The sequence below is a fragment of the Terriglobus roseus genome (assembly GCF_900105625.1).
GTDB classification, from domain to species: Bacteria; Acidobacteriota; Terriglobia; order Terriglobales; family Acidobacteriaceae; genus Terriglobus; species Terriglobus roseus_B.
In genome coordinates, this window is sequence record NZ_FNSD01000001.1 from 1,688,222 (window position 1) to 1,707,121 (window position 18,900).

General features: G+C 60.3%; 17 protein-coding genes and 1 tRNA gene. 9 read left to right on the forward strand and 9 right to left on the reverse strand.

Annotated features, from left to right (window positions below; genetic code table 11):
• Positions 1 to 43: 43 nt before the first annotated feature.
• Both BLW03_RS06915 and BLW03_RS06920 read left to right on the forward strand, forming a co-directional pair.
• A complete protein-coding gene (locus BLW03_RS06915) occupies positions 44 to 1,516 on the forward strand; it encodes a cation diffusion facilitator family transporter (RefSeq protein WP_074652936.1) in 1,473 nt (490 codons plus the stop codon).
• 71 nt (positions 1,517 to 1,587) lie between these two features.
• The gene (locus tag BLW03_RS06920) at positions 1,588 to 2,538 is read left to right on the forward strand and encodes a PASTA domain-containing protein (RefSeq protein WP_074652937.1); all 951 of its coding nucleotides are present in this window, start codon (positions 1,588 to 1,590) and stop codon (positions 2,536 to 2,538) included.
• A 312-nt stretch (positions 2,539 to 2,850) separates the two neighbouring features.
• Here BLW03_RS06920 and BLW03_RS06925 read toward each other — a convergent pair whose 3' ends face one another.
• From BLW03_RS06925 to aroC, 4 genes are read right to left on the reverse strand one after another with little or no spacing between them, the layout of a single operon-like run.
• A complete protein-coding gene (locus BLW03_RS06925; protein ID WP_074652938.1) occupies positions 2,851 to 4,341 on the reverse strand; it encodes a transcription antitermination factor NusB in 1,491 nt (496 codons plus the stop codon).
• A complete protein-coding gene (gene fmt, locus BLW03_RS06930) occupies positions 4,338 to 5,285 on the reverse strand; it encodes a methionyl-tRNA formyltransferase (protein WP_074652939.1) in 948 nt (315 codons plus the stop codon). Before fmt ends, BLW03_RS06925 begins: the two co-directional genes overlap by 4 nt.
• Before the next feature lie 22 nt (positions 5,286 to 5,307).
• Positions 5,308 to 5,817 (reverse strand): peptide deformylase, encoded by a 510-nt coding sequence (def, locus tag BLW03_RS06935; RefSeq protein WP_139285127.1) that lies wholly within the window; start codon positions 5,815 to 5,817, stop codon positions 5,308 to 5,310.
• A 31-nt stretch (positions 5,818 to 5,848) separates the two neighbouring features.
• Entirely contained in the window at positions 5,849 to 7,033 is a 1,185-nt protein-coding gene (gene aroC / locus BLW03_RS06940) for a chorismate synthase (RefSeq protein WP_074652941.1), read from the reverse strand.
• Positions 7,034 to 7,236: 203 nt separating this feature from the next.
• On the opposite strand from aroC, the gene BLW03_RS06945 reads away from it, so the two are divergent.
• The 4 genes from BLW03_RS06945 to BLW03_RS06960 all read left to right on the forward strand — a co-directional run bounded on the left by BLW03_RS06945 (position 7,237) and on the right by BLW03_RS06960 (position 11,028).
• A complete protein-coding gene (locus BLW03_RS06945; protein ID WP_074652942.1) occupies positions 7,237 to 8,520 on the forward strand; it encodes a GGDEF domain-containing protein in 1,284 nt (427 codons plus the stop codon).
• 86 nt (positions 8,521 to 8,606) lie between these two features.
• Positions 8,607 to 9,575, forward strand: coding sequence for a class 1 fructose-bisphosphatase (gene fbp, locus BLW03_RS06950; RefSeq protein WP_244501989.1), 969 nt, complete (start codon positions 8,607 to 8,609; stop codon positions 9,573 to 9,575).
• An 8-nt stretch (positions 9,576 to 9,583) separates the two neighbouring features.
• On the forward strand, positions 9,584 to 10,855 hold the full coding sequence (locus BLW03_RS06955; protein WP_074652944.1) for an alanyl-tRNA editing protein: 1,272 nt from the start codon (positions 9,584 to 9,586) through the stop codon (positions 10,853 to 10,855).
• A gap of 97 nt (positions 10,856 to 10,952) precedes the next feature.
• Positions 10,953 to 11,028: transfer RNA gene (locus BLW03_RS06960), tRNA-Ala, on the forward strand.
• Between the two features lie 846 nt (positions 11,029 to 11,874).
• Here the strand turns inward: BLW03_RS06960 and BLW03_RS21020 are convergent.
• The 5 genes from BLW03_RS21020 to BLW03_RS06980 all read right to left on the reverse strand — a co-directional run bounded on the left by BLW03_RS21020 (position 11,875) and on the right by BLW03_RS06980 (position 14,936).
• Positions 11,875 to 12,324 (reverse strand): BON domain-containing protein, encoded by a 450-nt coding sequence (locus tag BLW03_RS21020; RefSeq protein ID WP_348270850.1) that lies wholly within the window; start codon positions 12,322 to 12,324, stop codon positions 11,875 to 11,877.
• Between the two features lie 24 nt (positions 12,325 to 12,348).
• Positions 12,349 to 12,549 carry a BON domain-containing protein gene (locus tag BLW03_RS21025; protein WP_244501991.1) on the reverse strand — a complete coding sequence of 67 codons (201 nt, stop codon included), beginning with the start codon at positions 12,547 to 12,549 and terminating at the stop codon, positions 12,349 to 12,351.
• A gap of 90 nt (positions 12,550 to 12,639) precedes the next feature.
• Positions 12,640 to 13,107 carry a CBS domain-containing protein gene (locus BLW03_RS06970; protein WP_074652945.1) on the reverse strand — a complete coding sequence of 156 codons (468 nt, stop codon included), beginning with the start codon at positions 13,105 to 13,107 and terminating at the stop codon, positions 12,640 to 12,642.
• Between the two features lie 337 nt (positions 13,108 to 13,444).
• Positions 13,445 to 14,023 carry a hypothetical protein gene (locus tag BLW03_RS06975; RefSeq protein WP_074652946.1) on the reverse strand — a complete coding sequence of 193 codons (579 nt, stop codon included), beginning with the start codon at positions 14,021 to 14,023 and terminating at the stop codon, positions 13,445 to 13,447.
• A 19-nt stretch (positions 14,024 to 14,042) separates the two neighbouring features.
• Positions 14,043 to 14,936 carry a universal stress protein gene (locus BLW03_RS06980; protein WP_074652947.1) on the reverse strand — a complete coding sequence of 298 codons (894 nt, stop codon included), beginning with the start codon at positions 14,934 to 14,936 and terminating at the stop codon, positions 14,043 to 14,045.
• A 112-nt stretch (positions 14,937 to 15,048) separates the two neighbouring features.
• Between BLW03_RS06980 and BLW03_RS06985 the strand changes: the two genes are divergently transcribed.
• The 3 genes from BLW03_RS06985 (at position 15,049) to BLW03_RS06995 (ending at position 18,881) form a co-directional block, all read left to right on the forward strand.
• Positions 15,049 to 16,080, forward strand: coding sequence for a P-type ATPase actuator domain-containing protein (locus BLW03_RS06985; RefSeq protein ID WP_074652948.1), 1,032 nt, complete (start codon positions 15,049 to 15,051; stop codon positions 16,078 to 16,080).
• Positions 16,081 to 16,161: 81 nt separating this feature from the next.
• A complete protein-coding gene (locus tag BLW03_RS06990; protein WP_139285128.1) occupies positions 16,162 to 17,826 on the forward strand; it encodes a cation-translocating P-type ATPase in 1,665 nt (554 codons plus the stop codon).
• A complete protein-coding gene (locus BLW03_RS06995) occupies positions 17,823 to 18,881 on the forward strand; it encodes an AI-2E family transporter (RefSeq protein WP_074652950.1) in 1,059 nt (352 codons plus the stop codon). The genes BLW03_RS06990 and BLW03_RS06995 overlap by 4 nt, the downstream gene beginning before the upstream one ends.
• Positions 18,882 to 18,900 lie beyond the last annotated feature (19 nt).

An 18,900-nucleotide genomic window follows, 5' to 3' on the forward strand; every position in this document is an offset into this window, starting at 1 on the left:
ACCGTGTCGCACTGTGCGGGCGCGTGTAGGCTAAGGATTCGGCATGCCAGACCCAATGCAGAACGCGCACCCGCAAAGTACCCGCGAGCCAGACGGCGCGATCCACGCGGAGTCGCTGACGAAACAGTCCGCGGCGCTTACCAGCGTACTGGCTGCCAGCGGCATCACGCTGCTTAAGGTCATCACGGGCCTGTCCACCGGATCGCTCGGCATGCTGAGTGAGGCGGCACATTCCACCATCGATCTGATGGCGTCCGGACTGACGCTCTTCAGCGTGCGCGTCTCCGATCTGCCACCGGACGACGACCACACCTACGGTCATGGCCGCGTGGAAAGCCTGTCTGCGTTTGTAGAGACTGTGCTGATGCTCGGCTCGTCGATCTGGATCATCTTTGAGGCCGTGCGCCGCGTCCTGCGCTTCCATCGCGGCGAGGCCCTGGGCCTGCATGCATCGATCTGGCCCGTGCTAGTGCTGCTGCTGTCCATCGCCGTGGACTACACGCGATCCCGTCACCTGGCCCGCGTGGCGCACATGGTGCACTCGCAGGCTCTGCAGGCAGAAGCGCTGCACTTCGGCACAGACATCTGGTCCAGCGCCGCGGTCCTGATCGGCCTCGCAGCTTCGTTTGCAGGCCAGCGGTTTCACATCCGCGTGCTTGAACTGGCCGATCCTGCAGCGGCGCTGCTGGTGTCTTGCATCATTCTGAAGGTGACCTATCAGCTCGCGCACGAGACGGTGAACGCGTTGCTGGATGCGACAACCCCGGAGATGCGGCGCGAGTTGACCGAGGCCATTCGAGGGGTCAACGGCGTGCTGTTTGTCGAAGACCTGCGTATGCGCCGGGCGGGCGCGCGCTACTTTGCGGACGTTGCCATTGGCATGCAGCGCAACACGACCTTTCAACGCTCCGAACAGATCGTGATGGCAGCCACGGAAGCGGTACAAGGAGTAATGCCGGGAACCGACGTCGTCGTGCGCACCGTGCCTGTCGCCAGCAGTGAAGAGAGTGTCTTCGACCGTGTCCGTGCTGTCGCGCAGCGGGCGAACCTGGGCATTCACGACGTGACCGTGCAGCAGATGGACGGCGGCCTGGGCGTGGAGCTTCACCTGGAGTTACCAGAGCATATGCCGCTGCGTGAGGCGCACGAGACGGTGACGCATATCGAAGCCGACATGAAGCGCGAGGTGCCGGAGATTCGCTCGGTCATCACGCACATCGAGGCAGAGGAAAGCACCATTGAACCCGCCGTGCGGCTGCAGAACGACCGCGTGCTGGAGGATGAGGTACGGCGCGCGGCCGAGGCCTTCCCGGAGATCGAAGACGTCCACAACATCGTCGCCATGCGCACCGGTGAGCATCTCCAGATGAGCTGCCACTGCAGCATGCCGGATGACCTGCCCATGGGCGCCGTGCACCGCATCATCTCGCAGATGGAGGCAAACTTCCTGCGAGAAAGGCCCGAAGTGGACCGCCTGTTGATCCATCCGGAGCCAGTAACGGATAACGATCGCTGATGGAAGTCCGCCAGAATCGACAACCGGCGGTTGCGTGCGCGCGTCCTATGCGGTCGGTAAGATAACTCACAGTGAAGATCCGCGTTCGCTATCGCAACAACTCCAGCGAGGTAACGGCTGGCGCCGCTCGCGCCTTCCGCATCAGCATGACGCTGCTGGCCATGACGGCAGTCGCCCTGCTCTCTGCGCTCATCACAATGCGACTGGCGATCCATACCGGCGAGGTCGAGGTTCCCAGCCTCAGCGGTCTGACGGTGGAAGAGGCTGCAGACAAGACCTCAAGCGCGCAACTAAATCTGACTGTCGAAAATCGCTTCTACTCCACCACCGTGCCCGCGGGTCGCGTTCTGTCGCAGTCGCCCGCGGCCGGCGCCAGCGTGCGTAAGGGCTGGCACATGCGCATCACAGAGAGCATGGGACCGCAACGCGTTGCGATCCCGGATACCGTCGGTCTGAACGAGCGGGATGCGGCCATGGCGATTCGCCGCGCATCGCTGGACCTTGGCGAGATCGCTCACCTTCCCTCGCCCGGCCCCGCCGACATCGTTCTGGCGCAGACACCACCCGCAAACGCGGAGGGCGTCGATAAACCCGAGGTGAGCCTGCTGCTGAGCCAACCCGAGAGCGCCTCACCCCGCGCTTACGTGATGCCGAACCTGGTCGGGATGAGCTATACCGCAGCCAGTGCAAAGATGCGTGAGTTGGACCTGCGTATCTACGCCATCGTTCCGCAGCCGATTCCTGTCGCAGTGGACCCGACCGCACCCGCAGGAGCGCCGCCACCACCTCCTGTCGCGACTCTGCCCGCCGGCGTCGTGCTCTCGCAGACGCCGGCCGCCGGCATGCGCGTCAGTGCCGCCGATACCGCCCGAGTGAAGATGAGTGCCGCAGCAGTGGCCAATCCAGCCCCGACCGCGGCTCCCTCGACGATACCCACGGCTCCCGTGAACGGGACCAGCGCTCCAAAACCGCCAGCGCCCGTCGTAAGGCAAATCGCCCCGATCTCGACACCGTCTCGATAGATCCTCCGCGCCGCGGCTTTCTAAGAAGCAGAAGCAGTCAGCGAGACGCTACGGATCATGAAGTGAACGGCCCCCGAGGAAGCATGAATCGTGAGGACGCAGTCCCAAAGGACAGCACATGTCGTAACGAAACGGCTTCAAGGAAATCACGGATCGCAAAGACAGGGCTTCAGCCATATTGCATGTGGCGTGAAGCTTGGCCGGCTTTAGCCGCTGAGGTACGCCTGAGTCAAGTTGTGGGTCCCAAAGCTAACCTCAGGGACGGAAGCCCAACTTGATGGAAGTCGTGCCATCAAGCGAGTCTTCGACCACCTACCGTGTGCGCTGCAGCACTGCTGCGTAGAATCCATCGCAGGCCTGTGTGCCAGGCAGTGTTCTGAGTGCTGCATCCGTGAAGCCTGCAGCCATCAATTGCTTCAAGGCATCCGGTGCCAGATCACCGATTTTCTCGGCGATTGGCTGCGCGTTCGTCTGCTCAAAGCCCTCGACGTCCTGTAATGCTGCGGCCACTACGGCCTCGTTCTCCTCCGGTTCCAGGGAGCAGGTGGAGTAGACGAGCACGCCACCCGGTGCCAGCAGGCGTAATGCACTGGCCAGGATGGCGCGCTGACGTTCGGCCTGGCGCGGGAGATCGCTGGGGCGCAGACGATGACGAATCTCAGGATTGCGCGCGAGCGTTCCCGTGCCGGAACACGGGGCGTCACACAGGATCAGATCAAAGCCCTCGCGCAGCATGTGCGCTGTCTGGGGCACGGTCATATCCGCGACGACGGTCTTGATCGAGGAGGTTGCAGGATCGCGATCCATACGCTTGCGCATCGCGTCCATGCGCTTCTCGCTAATGTCTACGGCGACGATCTCCGCATCGGGATGCCGCACGGCGAGCACGGCGGTCTTGCCGCCGGGAGCCGCACAACAGTCGAGGATGCGCTTCGGTGAAGTGACTGCGGCCGCAGCCAGTTCTGCGACGAGGCGTGAACCGTCATCGATCTCGGGAAGTGCGGGATCGGCGTTGAACAGGGCGTGCGACGGAGGCTCAGCCTGATCGTAGTCGGCGATGCGGCGTGACGCAGCGCCGCCAAAGTTTGCGCGCCAGCGGGCGATCAGCCAAGCCGGGTGCGCCTCTTCAGACGGTGTGACAGCGACCGCGAGTGTGGAACGGTTCGACGTTGCCGCGATCTTCTCGCGCAGTACGCGACGAAGAATGGCGTTGACCATGCCTGCGGCGTGCGCGGCGCCATTGGCGCGCGCCAGTTCCACGCTCTCATTCAGCGCAGCGTGTGGCGGCACGCGGTCGAGATGCAGCAGTTGGAAGACACCCAGGCGAAGTGCAAGCAGTGCGCCGGGATGCAGTTCGGCATCGGGACGCTGCAGCATCGGGCGCATCACAGCGTCCAGGTGCAACTGCCAGCGAAGCACGCCCAGCACCAGCGCCGTGGTCAGGTTGCGGTCCTCTGCCGACAGTGCATTCACCGCAAGCGAGTGCAGCAGGTCGTCCGAATGCGAAGCGCTGTTCGTCACCTTGCTAAGGATATGAAAGGCAGCGGCGCGGGCGGGCGAGATCTTCGCAGCAGCGGCGGCACGGATCAGGCTGGCTTCGCTGGGCGGCACCACCTGACGTGCCACAGCCGGCTGCCTCGACGAGATCGGAGCAGACGATCGCGAAGCTGGAGTATGGATCGCTGACTTCGTCATTTGCTTCGGGGCACCTGCGGGCCTCGCTGCGATCACTGGCTTTGTAAAGTCCTGCTTGCCGCTGCTGGACGGCTTGCCAAATGCGGATTTGCGCGGTGGCTGGGTCATTGCGTTGTTGCCTCACCGAGCGCTTCGCCGCTCTTGATCTGGAAGCCGCGAAGAAACTCATCTGCGGGCATGCGCTTCTTGCCTTCGGTCTGCACTTCATCCAGCGCGATGGCCGTACCGTTCGCGCAGATTGCGAACATCACTCCATCGCGCAGCACCAGGGTTCCCGGCGCATCCGTCGTGTAGATCTCCGCGACGTGCATGGCATGCACAATGAGCTTCTTGCCGCGCAGCGTGGTGAAGGCGCCGGGCCAAGGCTGGAAGCCGCGGAAGCGCTGGTCGATCTCGGTTGCGGTGCGTGTGAAGAGGATGCGCGCATCGTCGCGCGTCAGGATGGGAGCCAGCGTGGCCTGCGCATCGTCCTGCTCCGTAGGCGTGACCAGTCCGGCTTCAAGACCGGCAAGTGTCTTCACCATCAGGTCTGCACCAATCGTCGAGAGCGTCTGAAAGAGCTCTGGCGACGTGGTCTGCGGCGTAATGGTGACAGCCCACTTCATCAGCATAGGACCGGTGTCCAGGCCGGCGTTCAGTCGCATGGTGGTCACACCCGTCTCGGTGTCGCCGCTGGCGATAGCCCATTGAATCGGTGCGGCGCCACGCCAGCGCGGCAGTAAGGAGCCATGCCCGTTGATGCATCCATAGCGCGGCAGATCCAGCATCCATTGCGGAATGATGCGGCCATAGGCGACGACGATGATGGCGTCCGGCGCGATCTGCGTCAGCGTCTCGCGCAGCGACTCGTTGTGCTTCAGCTTTTCCGGCTGGGTGACGACGATACCGCGTGCCAGCGCAGCACGTTTTACGGGTGTGGGGTTGATCTCACCGCTACGTCCCACGGGCTTGTCAGGTTGCGAGATCACCAGGGGAATCTCGTGTCCGGCAGCCAGCAACGCCTCAAGGGTTGGGACAGCGAACTGCGGCGTGCCACAGAAGACTAAGCGCATAGGCCACGCCCCGCCACAGGCACTACCACTCGCCGTTCTTCTGCAGCTTACGGATGCGACGAAGGATCAGGTCACGCTTCAACCGCGACAGGCGATCAATAAACAGAACGCCATCCAGGTGGTCGAGCTCATGCTGGAACGCGCGAGACAAAAGCTCCTCGCCGTCCATTTCGAACCACTTGCCGTACTCATCCTGTGCGCGGATGCGGACGGTAAAACTGCGGCTGACCTTGTCACGGATGTCCGGCAGTGAGAGGCATCCCTCTTCCTCCACCTGACGGCCTTCGCGCTGAATGATCTCCGGATTGATCAGAACGAGCCGGTCCTTCTTTTCCTTGCCGAACGACAGATCGACGATGAACAGACGTTTTGAGATGCCAATCTGAGGTGCCGCCAGGCCGATGCCCTCAGCCGCGTACATGCTCTCGAACATGTCGTCCGTCAGCTTCTTCAGCTCGGCGTCGAAGACAGTAACCGGGTCGGCCTTCTGCGCCAGAACGGGTTCGGGGTACTTCACGATGGGATAGATCATTGCTTGAATCGAATCCTGAAACGAAAGGTGCTTAGAACTTCTTAATTTGCTCGCGATAACCATCGAGATTGCGCTGTGTCTCTGCGAGGCTGTCGCCGCCAAATTTCTCCAGCACCAGCCGTGCAAGTGTGATGGCGACCATCGCCTCGGCGGCTACTCCCGCAGCAGGTACCACGCAGACATCGCTGCGTTCATAGGCTGCTTTAACGGGTTCGCGTGTCTCGAAGCTGACGGAACCAAGCGGCCGGCGCAGCGTGCTGATGGGCTTCAAGTAACCGCGTACCGTAACGTCCTGCCCGTTGGAGATGCCGCCCTCGATACCGCCGGCATTGTTGCCCGCACGCGTGAAGCGTGTATGCGCTGCCGCAGCCTCTTCATCCGATGCATACGCGATCGCGTCGTGCACAGTCGATCCCATGGATTCCGCCGCAGTGACGCCGCGGCCCAGTTCGACAGCCTTTACAGCCTGCAGACTCATGACCGCCTGTGCCAGCAGGCCGTCCAGCCGCTCGTCCCAGTTCACGTGCGTGCCGATACCGGGAGGCACGCCATGCGCCACCACTTCAAAGACGCCACCGACGGTATCGCCTGTGCGCAGTGCTCGGTCGACTTCTCCGCGCATGCGCCGCTCGACTTCCGGGTCGATGCAGTTCAACACAACGGTCTCGCGCGCGTTGCTGGCGACGATCTCGTCCCACTGATAGGGCCGTTCCAGATCCACCGCTCCCACCCGGACGACGTGCGACAACACCTCAATCCCCAGCGTGCGCAGCAGCATCTTTGCCAGCGCGCCACCGGCGACCCGGGCGGAAGACTCACGCGCGGAAGCACGTTCCAGGATGTAACGGGCGTCGGGAAAGTTGTACTTAAGTGCTCCGGCCAGATCGGCATGGCCTGGCCGTGGTGACGCGACCGCCTTATGCTTCGAGGCGTCCCCCTCTTCCACCGGCAGGATCTCTTCCCAGTTCTTCCAGTCACGGTTCGCGATCGTCATGGCGATGGGCGAGCCAATGGTCTTGCCGTGCCGGACGCCGGACAATATATGTGCAGTATCGGTCTCGATGCGCATACGGCCGCCGCGACCGAATCCCTGCTGCCTGCGCCACAGTTCGCGAGCCAGAAATGCGCTATCCACCGATACACCCGCGGGCAGCCCGCTCAATAGCGCTACCAGCGCCTCGCCATGGCTCTCACCCGCTGTAGAAAAACGAAGCATTAGTCTCCCTGATCAAAGTTTCATTGTATCAACGCGACCAGCATTCTAAAGGCGACAACGCGCAATCGAAGCGTGTTTCCACACAACGGGTAGCCTACGATGGTGCTCTTACGTCGTAGCCTCCGTGGCGAATTTGTGGGACTGGCAGGGACGGGTGTGTCATGGCCCGCACCCATAGTGCCCTCTAGTCTTTTAAGGGCTTTATGAGTACAAAGAATAATTTTGACCCGATCCCCGCGCTCGAGGACGAGATCCGGCGATACGAGACGGAGCACATCGCTTCGCTCCGTTTTTCGCCGGAACTTGAGACTCGCTTCCAGCGGGAAACCGGGCGGTCGCGGGCGCGCATGCTGCTGGTTCAGGGCCTTTTGTCGCTCCTTGCGTATGACTTCTTTATTGTGGGCGACTACTTTATGGCGCCCAGCCATATCGAGCAGGCGGTCATCGTCCGCTTCGGCATCATCACGCCAATCGTTCTGCTCGTGGCCATGCTGGTCAAGAGCCGGACCAGCGTCTTCCTCCGTGAGTCCGCAACCTCGTTTCTTTGCGTCCTGGGCGCGCTGAGCATTCTGTACCTGCACCACGACATCAGTTCGAATGTGAGTGTGGATGCGCAGACAGGTCTGATCCTGGTGCTGCTGGTCGCGAACTGTATGTTGCGCATCGACCTGCCATATGCGGCAGTGACGTCGGTGATCATTGCCCTCCTGGACGCACTCTCTCTTTCAAGAGATGTGCAAATCCCGCTTTCGAGCAAGATGGTCTCTGGCGGCATGCTGGTGTGGGTTGCCATGCTGACCTTCACGGCCAACTACACCATGGGCCGCGAGCGCCGCTTTTCGTATCTGCTGCAACTGCGCGGACGGCTGCAGCGTGGTCAGCTTGCGGAGGCGAATGCGGAACTGCTTGCGCTGTCTTCCACCGACCGCCTGACCGGCCTGCCGAACCGGCGCGCCTATGACACTCGCCTGCTGGAGCTGTGGCAGCTGACCCTGGAGCGCAAGCACCCCATCAGCGCCGTCATGGTCGATGTGGATCACTTCAAGAAGTTGAATGACAACCACGGCCATCCCTACGGAGACCGCGTTCTACAACGCGTTGGATCGCTGCTGCAGCAGGCGCTGCGAGCCGAGGACGATTTTGTTGCCCGGTACGGCGGCGAGGAATTTGTGGTTCTGCTGCCTGACGCAGACCCGGAAAGCGCCCTGAAAGTAGCCGAACGCATCCGCACGCTGGTGCAGGTGGCAGGATCACCAGCGCTGCAGCGTGACACCGTGACGCCGTCCCAGGAGGTTTGGGCCACGGTGAGCTGCGGCGTTACCACGGCGTGGCCGACGGCCTCTCTGGACCCGCACCGGCTCATCGCAGACGCCGATGCAGCGATGTATCGCGCCAAGCAGGAAGGGCGCAACCGTGTGTGTACCGCTCCGATCCAACAGGCAGCGGGCAAGGTCACAGTGTTCCCGGCAGTCGCGGGCCGCGGCTGATTTCCAGGCTGGCTGCTGTGCGTAAACCGCACAGCAGCCGTGGAACGCAGCGCGACTTATAGCCACTGAGTGCTACGCTTATGCCCATGGCGATGACCCTCTTTCAACACGTGCGGCAGCGGCACAATCAGGAACTCGGCGCGCTGATCACAGCGATCGCAGACGGCGCTGCAGCGATCGAAGCAAGGATCCGAACGGCAGGCCTGTCGGATGACATTCTGGGCGCTGCTGGCAGCGAGAACGTTCAGGGCGAGCAGCAACAGAAGCTCGACGTGTTTGCGAATGACACACTGATTGAAGTCATGAAGGCGCTCCCCACCGTGGCCGCCGTTGTGAGTGAAGAAGATGACGAACCGATCGTCTTCCCTGACCGTCCAAACGCAAAGTTCATTGCGATCTTCGACCCGCTGGATGGCTCTTCCAATATCGACGTGAACGTCAACGTCGGCACCATTGTCTCCATCCAGGTCGTCAAGCCAGGCAGCGATGTCCGCGCTGCCATCCTGCAGCCGGGCACCGAGCAAGTGGCCGCTCTCTATGTGAACTATGGCCCTTCGACCATTCTGGTTTACACCGCAGGCAAGGGCGTGCACGGCTTCACACTGGCCGACGGCGAATTTCTTCTAAGCTCCGGCGATATGCTGATGCCGGAACAGGGAACCTACTACTCCATGAACGAGGGCAACATCGGCGAGTCACTGCCGGTTTATGCCAAGGCCATTGGCCGCTTCCGCGATGGATCGATGATGGGCCGCAAGTACAGCTCGCGTTACGTGGGATCGTTCATTGCAGACTTTCACCGCACGCTGCTGAAGGGTGGCGTCTTCCTGTACCCGCCGACCGTCAAGGCGCCCAATGGCAAGCTGCGCCTGTTGTATGAAGCCAATCCGCTGAGCTTTATCGCAGAGCAGGCGGGCGGCGCCGCGAGCAACGGTCGCTACCGCATCCTTGAGATCACACCAACTGAGCCGCACATGCGCACGCCACTGATCATCGGCAGCCAGAGTGAAGTGTCCGCGATCGGCGGCATGATCACGATCACACCAAGGGAGTAGCGCTTTTCGTGAGTCATGCAGCCGAACGCATCTACTACGACGAGCCCGCGACGCTGGAGTTTACTGCCGAAGTCACCGCCATCCGTGAGGTGGCGCGTGTCGACGGCAGGCAGGTCTGGCAGATCGCACTGGACCGTACCGCCTTCTATCCGACCAGCGGCGGACAGCCCAACGACACCGGCAAACTGACCGCCACGGCACGCTCCGGCGCCTCACTCGACGCTCCCATCACCGACGTCGAAGAAGACGAAACGGGCGAGGTGTGGCACACAACGTCGAAGCCACTGCAGGAAGGCACGCCTGTTCGCGGCGTGGTCGATGCCGCTCGCCGGCGTGACCACATGCAGCAGCACAGCGGCCAGCACCTGTTGTCGGCCATCCTGCTGCGCGACTTCAACGCGAAGACTGTTTCCTTTCATCTTGGCGAAGGCCTCTCGACGATCGACCTGGACGTGCCGGCGCTGGATGATGCGCAATTGAAGCAGGCAGAGAGGACGGTCCACGATGTCATCGCATTGGCGCTCCCGTTCTCCGTCCGTTACGTCGAGCAGCAGGAGGCGCAAGCAATGCTGGCGGACGGCCTGCTGCGTAAGCTACCTCCGCGCGCCGGCCGCATCCGCATCGTGCAGATTGATGGCGGCATCGACACCAATGCCTGCGGCGGCACACATGTCGCTACTACGGCAGAGATCGGTCCCCTGCTGCTGCGCGGCACCGAGCGTGTGCGTGGCTCTCTCCGGCTCTCGTTTGTTTGTGGACTCCGCGCCATGCAAGCTGCGGCCGATGACTTCCGCCGCTTGCAGACACTCGCACAATCACTGTCGACCGGCACGGACGCAATCCTCGCCAGCGTGAGCCGCATGCAGGCAGACTCGAAGGCCGCCGCGAAGGAGCGCGCAGCGCTGCTGGCCGAAGTTGCCGCGCGCGAGGCGCAGACGCTGGCATCCAGCGCGACAGGCCCTACCACTGCGATAAGGACGGTACTGGACCCGCAGCAGCCGGGCCGGGATGCAGTCTATGCAAAGATGCTCGCTTCTTCCCTGGTAAACAGCACATCCGTTGCAGTCGCACTGATCGGCATCCCGGAGTCGGAGCGCATGTCCGTGGTACTCGCTGCGAAACCAGGCGCCGCCGACTGCGGGACGGTTCTTCGGGTAGCCCTGGATGCTCTCGGAGGGCGCGGCGGCGGCAGTAGGGATTTGGCACAGGGGGCGATGCCCATTGACCATTTCGAAGCCCTCGGAGCCGCGATCGCCGAGCAAACCGGCAGGTCAGGCTGACGATTCGCAGCGTTGAGCCCCTCTACGCTTCCTGATACACTCAGTAAGTTGTTGGAAGCTATAACGCCGCGCGCCCGCGCCGCGAGAGCAACACCAAGGGCCTGTAGCTCAGCTGGGAGAGCGCCTCGTTCGCAACGAGGAGGTCAGCGGTTCGATCCCGCTCAGGTCCACCAAAAGAATCAACAACATACGCTGCTCAACCGAAGAGGACGGCGACCTCGTGTCGCTGATTGTGTCGTAACCTTCTCTTCGTGTCGAGCAAGATATCGAAGACAAGGCGTCTAGGGCGTCTCGCTTGGCTTCAAGACGAACGTGAGAGTAGTGCTGCAGCATTTTCCGCGATACGTGCCCGGCAATAGACATGATGGTTTGATCGCTCGCTGAAGACTCTGCCAGTTCAGTGATGGCCTGATGGCGCTTCGCGCTACAGAGCCGCATCAGCCGCACCCGGGAGCGCGGGTGAATCAGGGATAAAGGAGAGATTCCGGCTGGCCCGCAAACCGTGTAGGTTCTGTGTCGCGTGTGCGCGGGGCCGGAAGCCCTACCAATTCGGACAGTCTGCGGCGACGTTCGGCGACCGCTGCGCTATCTGCATCGGGGTGTTGGATATGACAACAACGAACTTCTAGCCTCGAAATCGGGCGATGAAAGCCCTTGATTGGGCAGGGCGCCGCAGCCGCATTTTTGCTTAAACTTTTGGTGTAGCGGATCTTTCGAAAATTCCGCTCAAGTCTGTTCAGCGCCAAAGCCTGCCCAGTCGCTTGGCGCCGCTGGCTGGATACCACGCTCGTTCTTGGACGGAATTACAGGTCTGTCGGATTTGATTTTCCGAACAATCGTTGGAGTGGCGAATCACTTTGGTTATAGGCGACCTTCACCAGCGGTGGTAGGTGAGATGCTACGCGTATGTGGGAAGTTGATGACGGATCTTCCCGTCGTCTTTGGCTGGGTGGCGATTGCTGTGGACATGAAATCACTCCTTGAGCGTGTTGTTCGGAAGAGCTCATCCCAGATCGTGCTCAGGGATGAATGGTCAGGTGATTCGCGACCTGGTGGACGCCCGGTGCCTGCCAGGCAGCGCGCTCAGCCCGATCTCGTTCTGACCAGGAATGAACGTTTCCGTAGAGCGAGACGGTCCCGTCCGTGGTGTAAACGGACATAGACCGGGCATCCAGGTCAGCCATGCTTCGTAGTGCAGCCTCGATCTTTTCGCGGACCTGTTGACTGGAGGCCCTCGGGGCGATCTTTAAGAGATTTACGATGCCACGCACGCCGCCTACCGAGTGTGCAGCCAGTTCCGCATTCTCTAGTTCATAGTGCCAATCCAGGGTGCCAGCGAGAGTCACAAAGCCACCTGCAACGGTCACCTTGATCTTCGCCTCCGGCACGCTGGCGTGAAGACGCAGAGCCTCTGCCACGTCGCGCGCAATCTCGGGATCGGTTCGAGTAGTCGCCGGCTTGACCTCAATGTCATCCGCTACCGTGAGGACCCCTTAGACCGACTTGGCAGCTCGCTCTGCCGCCATCTTTTCAAGGTAGCCATGCACGAAACCCGTGAGCGTCACATTGCCGTCGATGACTTTCACGCTGATGTCCTTTGAATGGACCTCTGGCTGCCATGCAATCTGTCGCGTAACATCCTCCTGCATGCGCAGGTCGTGGACTTTTGTATAAGGAGTATTGCTTTCTGGCATAGTATTTTCCTCTTTCTTGGTCTCGATGTTGTTGAAGTAGAGCCAGTACCATTCGCCTCGCAAGGACGCTTCAGCGATGGAACCCCGAAGTCAGGCCGCGCTGACCGACCTGTACTCCGAGGCGTGCTGCTCGACTCGGCGACGCCTGGAGATTGCGGCTACCGTCTCGGCTAGGTGCTGTGCGGAATCAAGCAGTGCGACATCCGCCTGAGAAACAATGCCAACGCAAGTGCCGCTGGAATCCACCACCGGGATCCGACGGATTTGATAGAGTTCCATCTGCGACTCGCAGGACGCGAGTGTGTCGTCCGGGTGAGCGCTTACAACCTTCCTTGTCATCGCTTCCGAAACCTTGGTAAGAGGCGACGTTGCAGCGCCAATAATCTTTAGGCAGATGTCGCGGTCCGTAACGATCCCGATGAGCTTCTTGTCTTCGCGATGAATCACCACAGGAATTGCGCCGACATCATGTCTCCTCATAAGTTCGGCGGCATATTGAACCGTGTCCGTCTGCATGCAGCAATACGGCACCTTCGTCATCACATCCTTTACTTTCATGGAGTCTCCTCGTAGCCTTGAACAGGTGCTGGAACCGATCATGAGAACCTCATCCGGATCCGATGTCACAATAGGTCGCCCGATCTTTCACTTGCTGTGACCCGCATCACCGCAGCATGTGAGTAGAAAAAAATGCACGCAAGGAGAGGGTTATCGAGGCGGTCTGCAGATTAGCCAGATCAAGTGGTTGAAGCCACGCAGCGTCAATTACAGAGGGTGTTTCGCCGATCACTTCAACCACCCCTAATACGCTTCTCGTGTGCTGAACTCTGGCTTCTACTGACGGAGTCGAAATTAGAGAATCCTGGGCTGAATGCGAGAACGACGCTTGCTGAAGTCAGCTTGAGACACGAGGATTCGGTTCTTGCATGAAGAGAATTGGAACGAATTGCAATAAGGCGGTGATCGCCGTCAGGCCCAGCATCTTCACGATCAGCCACTCGGAGCTCATGAACAATGTGCCAGCCAGGGCCAGTGCTGCGGCGAGATCAACGAAACCGCACACGGCGAGAGCAATGCGCTGTACACGATGACGCCGAAGATGTCCAGACATGCGAAGCTGTGCTAACCCCAGCAGGAGTGCGTGAGGCGCAACGACCAGGCTGATGGTGCGGAGAGATACATCTGGCCGGGTCGCCAAGAAAATGCCTGATGCCAGCGCGACAGAGGCAAGGGCGGAATAGCCAGCGACCTCACGCCGGTGACTTTGCCCAAGGTCCAGAGCGGCCATTAACTCGACCAGTCCCACGCCCACGAACCCCGCGGAGACCACGATCGAGTAAAGAAGGATGACCTCTACAGCAACTTTTGCGTCCGTGTCTTCCACGCCAAGAAGGACCAGCAAAGCGATAAAGATCGCAATCCAGAGACTCAGGATGGAAAGAACGAAGCGGTGAACCTTCAACTCTGCGCGCATGGAGCACCTTCAAGCATGGCTACGAGCAAACGGATAGCACGGCACAGGGCGCACCAATGATGATCTGGAATCCCGTCTTCAATGGGAGATGCGCGTTGAGCTCACCGCTCCGATGCATTCCCATGATGAGGAGTTCCGCCTTGTCCTCTGTCGCCGCTTCAATCAGAGCCTTCGTCACCTCGGAGCTATGGATCACCTTCCACTTCACCTGGTGCTTCATGGCTTGATCCGGGAGGTAGAGCGCCATCCTCGCTCGCACAGTGTCCATGGCCGCTCTTGCATCCGTCTCCAGAACCGATTCCGTGACATGCACTACCGTGAGATGAGTCGACGGTGTCATCAAAGCCGCAAGCAGCGGGATCGGTTCGAGCGAACGCTCTGTCAAATCCGTCGCAAACATCAACTGGTCGTTGCCCATTCCAAAACGCCGCTTCACATGCGGCCCGACGGTAATTACCGGAAACCGCGTTGTCCGCAGAACCTGTTCGGCTACGGAGCCAAGAAAGAATCTCTCGATGGGATCACGGGCGTGCGTTCCCAGCACGAGGATCGCCCGCTCAAAGCGAGCAGACTCTTTCAGTAACGAACCAGCGGGGTCCTCACTCTCGATGACCTTCGTGCTCGCGGAACATTGTGAATCTTCTGCACGCTTTTTCAGTCTGCGGAGTTTGGCGTTGATGTCCCGGCGCACCTCCTCCAGCATCCAGGAGACCGGCATACGGTACCGATGGTGAATGAGGTATTGGAAGACGTGCAGGATGCACAGCTCGACATCCAGGCGACGAGCAATTTCGATCGCCGTGCCAGCCACAACTCCTGAAGTTGCGGTTAGGTCCGTTCCCAGAACTACGGCCTGTGGCTTCCATGGATGACTCATATCGATGCCCCGAATCATCCTCTGCGACGACGCCATCAGGCTTTGTGACTTCCGTCACAGAGCACCGTGCGAAGGATCGCTAGTTTGGGATCGGAGCAGTCCGCTGAAGGAATCCATGACGAATGACCCGCCGGACCTTCGAAGATTAATGAATTCTCTTTCCCTGCCGGAGGTGGCTTCCTCGCTCTCCGCCGACGTTGACGGCGGCCTGAACAGTCTTGAGGCACATCAGCGGCTGAGTCGTTATGGTGCGAATACCCTTCGGTCAAAAGAGCAGGTCTCACTGCTGCGACGGTTTCTTAGCCAGTTTATCGATCCGCAGATGTATCTCCTTCTTGGAGCCACTGTACTCTCGGTCTTCGTGTCTCTCTTCCGTGACGGGCGGTCCTTGCCGAAGGAAGCGCTTTTCATTCTGGCCATCGCCGTCACCAATGCAGTCATGGGCTTCGTTCAGGAGCTCCGTGCGGAAAAGGCCCTCGCTGAACTCAAGGATCTTCAGCCGCTGACCACCCAGGTCAAGCGAGATCGCGCGATCCTATCGATCCCGGTAGCGGAGGTGGTGCCCGGCGACCTGATCCTGCTGACTGAGGGACATCTGGTACCGGCGGATGCGCGCCTCATCCACAGCAGTCAACTTACGGTCACAGAATCGATCCTGACAGGCGAAAGCGATGCCGCAAGGAAAGCGCCGGGGCAAACGGCATCCACAGCGTCCCTCGGTGAGAGAACCAACATGCTCTTCTCCGGCACCTCCGTGATCTCCGGAGAAGGCCTTGCGCTCGTGTGTGCCACGGGCATGCACACTGAGATTGGCCAGATTGCTTCGCTCATCGCGTCGGCGCCGGAAGAAACGACGCAATTCCAACAACGACTGACCACGCTCAGCAAACAGCTTGCTCTTGCTGTCATCCTGGTGGGCGCGGTCACTGTTGTCGCCTTCGCGGCTGTCGTGAAACATCCAACGCCAGCGTTGCTGCTGAACATCCTTCTGTTTGGCGTCTCGCTCGGTGTAGCTGCGGCTCCTGAGGCACTCGGAACCATCATCACGCTGGCTCTTGCTATCGGTGTGCGACGGATGGCGAAGGCAGGTGTCATCGTTCGCAAGCTCAACGTGATGGACACCCTTGGCGGGGTGGACACGATCCTTTGTGACAAGACCGGAACACTTACCTGCAACTAGTTATCCGTCGTCACATTGCATGCAGACGGCAGGTCGGGCAGCGCGCCTGCACCGGATCTGGCCGCATCGCCGCAAGACGATATGGTTCTGAACGTTGCACTGGCGGCAGCGATGGCAAACGACGCGCACCCGGCTGAGCAGAAGGGTTCCAAGGCATTCACCGGAGATGCCATGGACGTGGCCCTGTGGGAATTCGCCGCGAACGCAGGAGTTACCCCCGACTCAATTCACCAGCGATTTCGGCTCATCGCGAAACTTCCCTTCACGTCCGAGAGGAAACGGATGACGGCGTTCGTTGAAGATGGTATCTGGCAGAAGCAAGTGGTGTTCAGCAAGGGCGCACCGGAATATCTGCTGGATCTCTGCACGCAGGAGCAATGGCAGGGCGAGGCGATACCGCTAACTCCGCACCGGCGAGCGCAGATCCTGCGAGAAGTGGAGCAGCTATCCGATCAAGGGGAGAAGGTTATCGCTCTTGCGACGAAGATCCTTTCCGACGGTATCGATCAGGAACATACGGAAGACCGTAGCCGCTTGACTGCAGAAGAGCGGGAGCTGACTTTCCTGGCCCTGATTGGAATGATCGATCCACCACGACTCGAGGTGCGGGCTGCAATCGTCGCAGCACACCGCGCAGGCATCCGCACAATCGTCGTCAGTGGAGATCATCCCCATACGGCCCTCGCCATTGCTCGCCGCATCGGCATGACGCAGAATCAGCTTGTCATCTCGGGGAGTGAGTTGCGAAAGCTCACAGATCCTGAATTGTCTCTACGCCTGAGGGACTGTTCCGTGTTTGCGAGGATCGATCCGGAAGACAAGCTCCGTGTCGCGCGTGTCCTTCAGCAATCGGGACACATCCTTGCCATGACCGGTGATGGTGTGAACGATGCTCCTGCACTCAAGACAGCCGACGTGGGAATCGCTATGGGAAGCGGAACGGATATTGCAAAGGAGACTGCCGACATGGTGCTGACGGATGACAACCTCAACACCATCCTCCAGGCAGTCCGGCAAGGAAGAGTGCTGACCGCGAATGTTGCAAAGGCTGTCACCTTCCTCTTCACCACGAACTTATCCGAAGTCATCACACTCTTTATCGTCGCGATCGCTTCCGCCACACATGCGCTCCATTCGGTGGACGAGTTGGTCCTGCCCCTGACCACACCCCAAATCCTGTGGATCAATTTGATTACGGACGCTGCCCCTGCCATTGCACTCGCACTCGCACCTGCCTCGCAGAACGTGATGGAGGGCCGGGAAGCGGAGTCTTCTCGGAAGATGCTTACAGCCTCGTCCCTAGGGCAGCTCGCCGTAGCAACACTACTGATGGTGGCAGTAACTTTGGCCTTGTATGTCCACGCCGTTGACGCCGGGGCAACGGTGGGCTACCAGAGATCCGTAACACTGACTGCGCTGATCTTCTCTCAGGCGTTTTATGCCATCGCCGTGCAAACAGGTCGTGAGAGTCTTCTGACCTACTTTCGAACTCTGAGCTGGCTGCATGGAGCGATCTTGGTCTCCGTGGGACTCCATATCGCGATGCTCTTGATCCCCGCCGCGCGCGGGGGCCTCGGTTTGGCGCCGCTTGACCGCCAGGGCTGGATCGAATGTTCGCTTGCTCCGGTCATCGTTCTCCTCGGCAGTCAATTGCAGAAGTTCTTCGTCGATCGGAACTGGCGCAATCCTGACTCGCCGCCGGTCCCCCTCGCCGCAACGGAAGACGCTTTGTGGGGAGCGCGATGACACCCGCCAACCGCGACAGGCAGCTGTCGCCACAGACCAACGACAATGCAGCACTCCTGCTCGTCACCTGCGGTGGGGTCGTCCTCTCTCTGCTGCTGTTGAAACCGTTAATCGGGGCCATCACCGGCGCACTGCTTCTTTATGCTTTCACTCGCCGCTTCTATGGATGGTGTCTCCGCCGGATTCCGAACGCCACCGTAACCGCCGCCCTCGTGGTCTGCCTGACAACGCTGAGCTTGGTGATCCCTACCGTCCTCGCACTGCGAACCGTCGGTATGCGGGCGATCGCAGCGATCGAGATGATCCGACAGCAGATTGCAGTATCCGGATCTCCAAGGCTCTTCGAGCGCATGTCCGGTGGCAGATTGGTTCTGGCCTCTCTGGGCGGTCGCGATACTCTGAGCCGGATTGCCCAGCAGATCCTGGGATTGACCTCCAATCTGGCCATGTCATTTCTTGGTGGAACCGTTGTCGTCCTCACCCAGTCCATCATCATGTTGTTTCTGCTGTACTTTCTTCTTCGCGACGGTGAGAGAGCCCTCGTCCGGTTGCATACTTATCTGCCATTTCGTTCTTCCGAGTTCCGCTTCCTGACTGGTCGTGTGACACGCTCCGTTCATGCCACGGTCTTCGGAAGGCTGGTCATTGCTCTCGTTCAGTCCTTGCTCTCCTGGGTGCTCTTCGGCGCATTACACGTTCCGGGTTCCCTGCTGCTCGCAAATCTCACCTTCGTTTGCGCTCTCATACCCACGTTTGGAGCTGTCCTTGTCTGGTTCCCAGTCATGCTGTGGCTCCTTTTCCTGCATGCGTGGACGCGGGCCTTGATCTTGCTGGCACTTGGGACACTTCTGGTCAGCACCGCAGACAACGTCCTTTATCCAATCGTTGTGGGATCGCGTGCACAGATGCATACAGCGCCGATGTTCCTGTCGATTCTTGGAGGCATGTGGATGTTCGGGATCAGCGGCATCTTCCTGGGCCCTCTGCTCTTCACTGTCACTGACGCTCTCCTTGCCATCATGAGACATCGGGACCCGGTCTCGCCCGGAGGCTAGCAGGTGTTGTCTGCCTTCG

Bases quoted from the DNA above. Each gene is read 5' to 3' on its own strand.
- BLW03_RS06915 (WP_074652936.1), top strand. From the start codon at position 44: ATGCCAGACCCAATGCAGAACGCGCACCCGCAAAGTACCCGCGAGCCA.
- BLW03_RS06925 (WP_074652938.1), bottom strand. From the start codon at position 4,341: ATGACCCAGCCACCGCGCAAATCCGCATTTGGCAAGCCGTCCAGCAGC.
- fmt (WP_074652939.1), bottom strand. From the start codon at position 5,285: ATGCGCTTAGTCTTCTGTGGCACGCCGCAGTTCGCTGTCCCAACCCTT.
- def (WP_139285127.1), bottom strand. From the start codon at position 5,817: ATGATCTATCCCATCGTGAAGTACCCCGAACCCGTTCTGGCGCAGAAG.
- aroC (WP_074652941.1), bottom strand. From the start codon at position 7,033: ATGCTTCGTTTTTCTACAGCGGGTGAGAGCCATGGCGAGGCGCTGGTA.
- BLW03_RS06945 (WP_074652942.1), top strand. From the start codon at position 7,237: ATGAGTACAAAGAATAATTTTGACCCGATCCCCGCGCTCGAGGACGAG.
- fbp (WP_244501989.1), top strand. From the start codon at position 8,607: ATGGCGATGACCCTCTTTCAACACGTGCGGCAGCGGCACAATCAGGAA.
- BLW03_RS21025 (WP_244501991.1), bottom strand. From the start codon at position 12,549: ATGCCAGAAAGCAATACTCCTTATACAAAAGTCCACGACCTGCGCATG.
- BLW03_RS06970 (WP_074652945.1), bottom strand. From the start codon at position 13,107: ATGAAAGTAAAGGATGTGATGACGAAGGTGCCGTATTGCTGCATGCAG.
- BLW03_RS06975 (WP_074652946.1), bottom strand. From the start codon at position 14,023: ATGCGCGCAGAGTTGAAGGTTCACCGCTTCGTTCTTTCCATCCTGAGT.
- BLW03_RS06980 (WP_074652947.1), bottom strand. From the start codon at position 14,936: ATGGCGTCGTCGCAGAGGATGATTCGGGGCATCGATATGAGTCATCCA.
- BLW03_RS06985 (WP_074652948.1), top strand. From the start codon at position 15,049: ATGAATTCTCTTTCCCTGCCGGAGGTGGCTTCCTCGCTCTCCGCCGAC.
- BLW03_RS06990 (WP_139285128.1), top strand. From the start codon at position 16,162: ATGGTTCTGAACGTTGCACTGGCGGCAGCGATGGCAAACGACGCGCAC.
- BLW03_RS06995 (WP_074652950.1), top strand. From the start codon at position 17,823: ATGACACCCGCCAACCGCGACAGGCAGCTGTCGCCACAGACCAACGAC.